Origin of the sequence: Klebsiella sp. RC2 (genome assembly GCF_014192815.1) — a bacterium.
Taxonomy (GTDB): Bacteria; Pseudomonadota; Gammaproteobacteria; order Enterobacterales; family Enterobacteriaceae; genus Klebsiella; species Klebsiella variicola.
Genome location: NZ_JACHYL010000009.1, coordinates 190,405 through 197,514, shown reverse-complemented (window position 1 = coordinate 197,514; position 7,110 = coordinate 190,405). Strand labels below are relative to the sequence as shown.

The following is a 7,110-nucleotide window of genomic DNA, read 5'->3' as shown; positions in this document are numbered from 1 at the left end:
CCGGCTTCTTTGGCATCCCACTGGGCATAGATGTCAGACGGGATGTCAAACGGCGCGTGTTTCCAGCCCAGCGCTTCGCGGGTCAGCGCGATTTCGGCGTCGCCCAGCGGTGCGCCGTGGGAGTCGTGGGTACCGGCTTTGTTCGGCGAACCGAAACCAATGATGGTTTTGCACATCAGCAGGGACGGTTTGTCGGTGACCGCACGCGCTTCTTCTACTGCGCGTTTGATGGCGTCAGCGTCGTGACCGTCCACGCCGCGCACCACGTGCCAGCCGTAGGCTTCAAAGCGTTTCGCGGTATCGTCGGTGAACCAGCCTTCAACGTGGCCGTCGATGGAGATGCCGTTGTCATCATAGAAGGCCACCAGTTTGCCCAGTTTCAGAGTACCGGCCAGGGAGCACACTTCATGAGAAATGCCTTCCATCATGCAGCCGTCGCCCATGAAGGCGTAGGTGTAGTGGTCGACGATATCGTGGCCCGGACGGTTGAACTGCGCCGCCAGAGTTTTCTCGGCAATAGCCATCCCGACCGCGTTAGCGATACCCTGGCCCAGCGGACCGGTGGTGGTTTCCACGCCCGCGGTGTAGCCGACTTCCGGGTGACCCGGGGTTTTGGAGTGCAGCTGGCGGAAGTTTTTCAGCTCTTCAATCGGCAGATCGTAGCCAGTGAGGTGCAGCAGGCTGTAAATCAGCATCGAACCATGGCCATTTGACAACACAAAACGGTCACGGTCAGCCCAGGCCGGATTGTTCGGGTTATGGTTCAGGAAATCACGCCACAGCACTTCGGCAATGTCAGCCATACCCATCGGGGCCCCCGGGTGGCCGGATTTGGCTTTCTGTACAGCGTCCATGCTCAGCGCACGAATAGCGTTAGCAAGCTCTTTACGTGAGGACATTTTGACTCCAGTTCGGACTGTTGAAGGCCATGCCCTTAACGACTTGACGAGAGCGCGTTTTGGGCTACGCCGGAAAAAAGTGTGAACAATGTAACCCAAGCGACAAGTCATGTACATGGAGCATCCTTTTGCCCTTTAAGAAATCTCTGGAACAGGTTGTGCTACCCCGGAATCCGCTCGCCCGCATCCTGCGATACTCTTTATAATTTACGCAGAATACGGTTCCCTGCCGTCGCCGTATTGTCGGATAAACAACCATAAGATTGTGGAAGATAAAAAAATGAAAATTCGCTCAACCGTACTTGCTCTTGGGATCGCAGCAACCCTCACCGGATGTCAGAACATGGACTCCAATGGTCTGCTCAGCTCAGGCGCCGAAGCCTTCCAGGCGTACTCCCTCAGCGACGCGCAGGTGAAAACCTTAAGCGACCAGGCCTGTAAAGAGATGGACGCCAAAGCGAAAATCGCCCCGGCCAGCAGTGAATACAGCCAGCGTTTGAGCAAAATCGCGACCGCGCTGGGCGATAACATCAATGGCCAGCCAGTGAACTACAAGGTCTATGAGACCAAGGATGTGAACGCCTTCGCGATGGCGAACGGCTGCATCCGCGTTTACAGCGGGCTGATGGACCTGATGAACGATAATGAAGTTGAAGCGGTTATCGGCCACGAAATGGGTCACGTTGCGCTGGGCCACGTGAAGAAAGGCATGCAGGTCGCGCTGGGGACCAACGCCGTGCGTGCGGCGGCGGCCTCCGCCGGCGGCATCGTCGGCAGCCTGTCGCAGTCGCAGCTGGGCGATTTAGGCGAAAAACTGGTGAACTCGCAGTTCTCCCAGCGTCAGGAATCGGAAGCGGATGACTACTCTTATGACCTGTTGCGTAAGCGCGGCATCAATCCGTCGGGACTGGCCACCAGCTTCGAAAAACTGGCCAAGCTGGAAGCCGGTCGTCAGAGCTCTATGTTTGACGATCACCCGGCCTCCGAAGCTCGCGCCCAGCATATTCGCGATCGCATGAAAGCCGACGGGATTAAATAATCGACAGCGGGAGGCATTATCGCCTCCCTTTTTTATATCCCTGTAAAAATATTTAGCCGCATGAATTGATAACTTAAGCGCACAAACCGTTAATTATTGCTGCACCTCGTCACAGCCAATTATTTTAAGCGCTGTCACTCAGCAAGATATTATTTGGCAAATAAAAAACAGCGTACACAATCCGCCTTTCAGAACCGCGTTCCTCCAGATAATAAATAGTCCACCCCTCTTCGCCAAACGCAGCCGGCGTGCGCCACACAGCTTGTTTCCTGGCGATACCATTGCTCACACAATGATTGCTTTCGACATTATTTCAGGAGAATATCGCGACTGCAGTGATCCCCTTGAATATATCGACAGACAGAGAAGTGCCTTCAGTGAAAAAAGAATTATCGTTAATCGCACTTGGCATTATTGCCGCCGCACCGACTTTCGCCAGCCAACAATCCGCCAGTCAGGGCTTTATTGACGACAGCCATCTGGATCTCTTTTTGCGTAACGCGTATATCAAACGTGATTATCGCGATGGGTTGCCGGATAAAGCCGAATGGGGCCAGGGGATTATCGCCACCTTCGAATCGGGCTTTACCCAGGGACCGGTCGGCTTTGGCGTGGACGGTATCGCCCAGTATGCGGTGCGCCTTGACGGCGGTCGCGGGCGCAGCGGCGCGGGCGGGATCGACTTTTTCGCCCAGGATGACGACGGCCGCGCAAAATCCGACCTCGCCAAATTCGGCGCTACCGGCAAAATGCGCTTTTCGAATACCGTGCTCAGCTACGGCAGCCAGCGGCCGATGCTGCCCATCGTCTACGCTGACGATTCACGCCTGCTGTACGAGAGCTATACCGGCACCATGCTCACCTCGCGCGAAATCGACGGCCTGGAAATTAACGCCGGTTATCTCACCGACCAGCAGCGCAAAAGCGACGACAGCCATAACAGCGGCCTGAAAAGCCTGACCTTCGGCGGGGCCAGCTACCGGTTCAACGACCAGCTCAGCGGCGCGCTGTACGCGTCACACGTCGAAGATGTGCTGAACAAACAGTATCTTGGCCTGAACTATAAGCAGCCGTTCGCCGCCAACCAACAGATGGTTCTCGATTTCAACGGCTATAACTCACGCCTGGATCAAGAATATGCCGACGCCAATGACACCGGTCGCAGCAATAGCATCTGGAGCCTGGCCGCCAGCTACATCTGGGATATTCATACCTTTAAAGTCGCTTATCAGCAAAGCAGCGGCAGCACCGGTTACCACTACGGCGGCTACCAGAACCAGGGCGGCGTCGGCGATGGCGGGAACACCATCTGGCTGGCCAACTCCTACTGGTCTGATTTTAACGGTGAAGATGAACGCTCCTGGCAGGCATCGTACGGACTGGATTTTGCCGGGCTGGGATTACCGGGGCTGACCTGGACCACCGCCTATGTGCGCGGTGATAACATTAAAACTTCAGAGACCAGCAACGGCAAAGAACACGAATGGTTCAACCAGGTTCAATACCAGGTACAAAACGGCGTGGCGAAAGATTTGAAATTCAGACTACGCTATTCGGTGCTGCGCGTGTCCAGCAACGCCAGCGACTATAACGTCAGCGGGAATGAAGTCCGGTTCTACGTCGAATATCCGTTTAACGTGTTTTGACGCGATAATGACCCCTCTCCTGCGCGCCGGCCCTCTCCCGGCGCACAGGAGCACTCGCCCGGCGCCTTGATAACCCCTCTGTGCCGCGCGCAACCCTCTCCCGGGAAGGGAGAGGGTCGGGGTTACCCGGCTTATTCGCCCTTCTTCGCCGCCTGGATGTAGAGCATTTCCAGAGCGAGAGTCGCCGCCGCCAGAGCGGTAATTTCGGACTGATCGTAGGCCGGAGCGACTTCCACTACGTCCATCCCCACGATGTTCAGATCCTTCAGGCCACGCACCAGTTTGATCGCCCGGTCTGAGGTCAATCCGCCGATAACCGGGGTCCCGGTGCCTGGCGCAAACGCCGGATCCAGACAGTCGATATCAAAGGTCAGGTACACCGGCATGTCGCCGACGATCTGCTTCACCTGGGCAATGACGTCATCAACGCTGCGGTCGTTAACCTGGCCGGCGTCCAGCACCGTAAAGCCATTATCTTTGTCGAACTCGGTACGGATACCAATCTGCACGGAGTGGTTCGGATCGATAAGCCCTTCGTTCGGCGCGGTGTAGAACATGGTGCCGTGGTCGAACTCGCAGCCGTTGGCGTAAGTGTCGGTGTGGGCATCGAAGTGCACCAGCGCCATTTTACCGAAGTGCTTAGCGTGGGCGCGCAGCAGCGGCAGGGTAACAAAGTGGTCACCGCCGAAGGAGAGCATGCGCTTGCCTGCCGCCAGCAGCTTCTCGGCGTGGGCCTGCAGCTTCTCGCTCATTTCGCGCGCGTCGCCGAAGGCGTACACCAGATCGCCGCAGTCCACCACGTTCAGGCGTTCGCGCATGTCAAAGTTCCACGGGAAACGGTTGTGCTCCCAGGCGAGGTTAGTGGAAACCTGACGGATAGCCGCCGGGCCATGACGGCCACCCGCGCGCCCGGATGTCGCCATATCGAACGGCACGCCGGTGATGACCCAGTCCGCATCGCTTTCATACGGCATGAAGTTCATTGGCAAACGCAGAAAGCCAAAGGCATTGGATACCAGGGAGTTATCGTATTGATGACCTAAAGTGCTCATGGATATGACCTCTTTTCGCAGTCGTGGAACGTAAAAAATAAGTATAAAAAAACCCCTCCGCGTCGTTAGGCCCGACGAGGAAGGGTTTGATAGATAAATCGCTTATTGGCGTGAATTATCGCCGGTAATGCATACGGGTTCAAGTAAGTATCGCATTCCGCCGGATGACGGCTTCGCCTTATCCGGCCTACCTTCGCAGGCCCGGTAAGCGCTACGCCACCGGGCATCAATGGTTACTCGTCTTCCAGATAAGTATAGCCGTACAGTCCCGCCTCAAACTCTTCGAGGAACTGCTGCTGCAGCGCGTCGTCCAGGCCGGTATTTTTCACCTGATCGCGGAACTGGGTCAGCAGCGTGTTCGGATCCAGCTGCACATACTGCAGCATATCCGCCACGGTATCGCCCTCGTCGGACAGCTCAACCTCAACGCTGCCGTCAGGGAAGACGAACACGTCCACCGCCTCGGTATCGCCAAACAGGTTATGCATGTTGCCAAGGATCTCCTGATAGGCGCCGACCATAAAGAAGCCCAGCATCGGCGGGTTCTCCGGGTCGTACTCCGGCATCGGCATGGTGGTGGCGATCCCGTCGCCGTCCACGTAGTGATCGATGGCGCCATCGGAGTCGCAGGTGATGTCCAGCAGCACCGCACGGCGCTCCGGCGACTTGTTCAGCCCTTCCAGCGGCATCACCGGGAACAGCTGATCGATCCCCCAGGCATCCGGCATCGACTGGAACAGCGAGAAGTTGACGTAGATTTTATCCGCCATCCGCTCCTGCAGCTCATCGATGATGGGACGATGCGCGCGGTTGCTCGGGTCGAGCTGCTTCTGCACTTCATGACACATGTTCAGATACAGCTGCTCGGCCCAGGCGCGCTCCTGCAGGTTGAAGGTGCCGGAGGAGTAGCCGATATGGATATCGTGCAGGTCCATCTGGCTGTCGTGCAGCCATTCGCGCAGCGAGCGGCGGTTGCCGGTCTCGTGCATCTCCAGCCAGGTTTCCCACATGCTCTGTAGCGGACGCGCGGCGTCTTCCGCCGGCGGGGTCGCCTCAGTGTATTCGTTACGCTCCACGCCGATGATGTTGGAAACCAGCACGGTATGGTGCGCGGTCACCGCGCGGCCGGATTCGGTGATCACCGTCGGGTGCGGCAGGCCGTTCTCTTCGCAGGCATCGCCGATCGCCCAGATGATGTTGTTGGCGTATTCGTTCAGACCGTAGTTCACCGAGCAGTCAGACTGCGAGCGGGTCCCTTCATAGTCCACGCCCAGACCGCCGCCGACGTCAAAGCACTGAATGTTGACGCCCAGCTTATGCAGTTCGACGTAGAAACGCGCGGATTCACGCACGCCGGTGGCGATATCGCGAATATTGGCCATCTGCGAACCGAGGTGGAAGTGCAACAGTTGCAGGCTCTCAAGGTGCCCTGCGGCACGCAGGATCTCGACCAACTGTAGTACCTGGGTCGCCGCGAGGCCAAACTTGGACTTCTCTCCGCCGGAGGATTGCCATTTGCCGGAGCCCTGCGAGGCCAGACGCGCACGCACGCCAAGGCGCGGCACCACGTTCAGGCGCTCGGCCTCTTCCAGCACGATGGCGATCTCGGACATCTTCTCGATGACCAGATAGACCTTGTGGCCCATCTTCTCGCCCACCAGCGCCAGGCGGATATATTCGCGGTCTTTATAGCCGTTACAGACGATGACGCTGCGGGTCATCCCGGCGTGCGCCAGCACGGCCATCAGTTCGGCTTTCGAACCGGCTTCCAGTCCCAGCGGCTCGCCGGAATGGATCAGCGATTCAATCACGCGACGGTGCTGGTTAACCTTAATCGGGTAGACAAGGAAGTAATCGCCATTATAACCGTATGATTCACGCGCGCGTTTGAAGGCGGCGTTGATCGAGCGCAAGCGGTGCTGCAGGATCTGCGGGAAGCAGAACAGCGCCGGCAAACGTTGCCCTTGCGCCTCGCGGGCTTTGACTAATTCCGCGAGGTCCACGCGCGCTTCCGGGACGTCCGGATCCGGGCAAACGCTGATGTGGCCCAGTTCGTTGACGTCATAATAGTTATTGCCCCACCAGGCAATATTATAAGTACGCAGCATCTTGCTGGCTTCCTGGGAGCTCATCGCTACCTCCTGCATGGAACGTAGTACACCGTGTTCGCCTGCTGACGAAGGCGAAACCATAGACATGTCGTCAGACATAGCGAACCTCAATTTTTAATAATAAGTGTAAGACAGTTAACTACTATCGCAGTCCAAAGATGCGATAACAACCCATGAACAGTCCTAAAGCCCAGCACTATCTGCTGGTTTTGCGACTGCGCGACCGGTTTCTTATTCATATCATCGTAAAACACGTAGCCGAACAGAGTATGACAGTCCGGAGAAACCACGAGAAAACTCTTGCCTGGCAAGAGCGCCCTTGTTCAGTTTTCTAACGACCGACCGGCCCTGGAATCCTGAGAA

At 57.0% G+C, this 7,110-nt stretch carries 6 protein-coding genes; 2 read left to right on the top strand and 4 right to left on the bottom strand.

Going from position 1 to position 7,110, the window contains the following annotated elements; genetic code table 11:
* Positions 1 to 899 (bottom strand): thiamine pyrophosphate-dependent enzyme (locus FHW76_RS24115; protein WP_260182331.1); only part of this gene is annotated, 899 nt, incomplete at its 3' end.
* Positions 900 to 1,179: 280 nt separating this feature from the next.
* Between FHW76_RS24115 and FHW76_RS24110 the strand changes: the two genes are divergently transcribed.
* Complete coding sequence (locus FHW76_RS24110; RefSeq protein ID WP_012540572.1) at positions 1,180 to 1,938, top strand: M48 family metallopeptidase; 759 nt, start codon at positions 1,180 to 1,182, stop codon at positions 1,936 to 1,938.
* A 377-nt stretch (positions 1,939 to 2,315) separates the two neighbouring features.
* Entirely contained in the window at positions 2,316 to 3,584 is a 1,269-nt protein-coding gene (locus FHW76_RS24105; protein WP_046621697.1) for an OprD family outer membrane porin, read from the top strand.
* 131 nt (positions 3,585 to 3,715) lie between these two features.
* On the opposite strand, the gene speB is transcribed toward FHW76_RS24105, so the two are convergent.
* The 3 genes from speB to yqgB form a co-directional block, all read right to left on the bottom strand.
* On the bottom strand, positions 3,716 to 4,636 hold the full coding sequence (gene speB, locus FHW76_RS24100) for an agmatinase (RefSeq protein WP_002916572.1): 921 nt from the start codon (positions 4,634 to 4,636) through the stop codon (positions 3,716 to 3,718).
* Positions 4,637 to 4,869: 233 nt separating this feature from the next.
* Positions 4,870 to 6,846, bottom strand: coding sequence for a biosynthetic arginine decarboxylase (gene speA, locus FHW76_RS24095; protein ID WP_008806456.1), 1,977 nt, complete (start codon positions 6,844 to 6,846; stop codon positions 4,870 to 4,872).
* Positions 6,847 to 6,854: 8 nt separating this feature from the next.
* The gene (yqgB, locus tag FHW76_RS24090) at positions 6,855 to 6,986 is read right to left on the bottom strand and encodes an acid stress response protein YqgB (RefSeq protein WP_002916578.1); all 132 of its coding nucleotides are present in this window, start codon (positions 6,984 to 6,986) and stop codon (positions 6,855 to 6,857) included.
* Between the last annotated feature and the right edge of the window lie 124 nt (positions 6,987 to 7,110).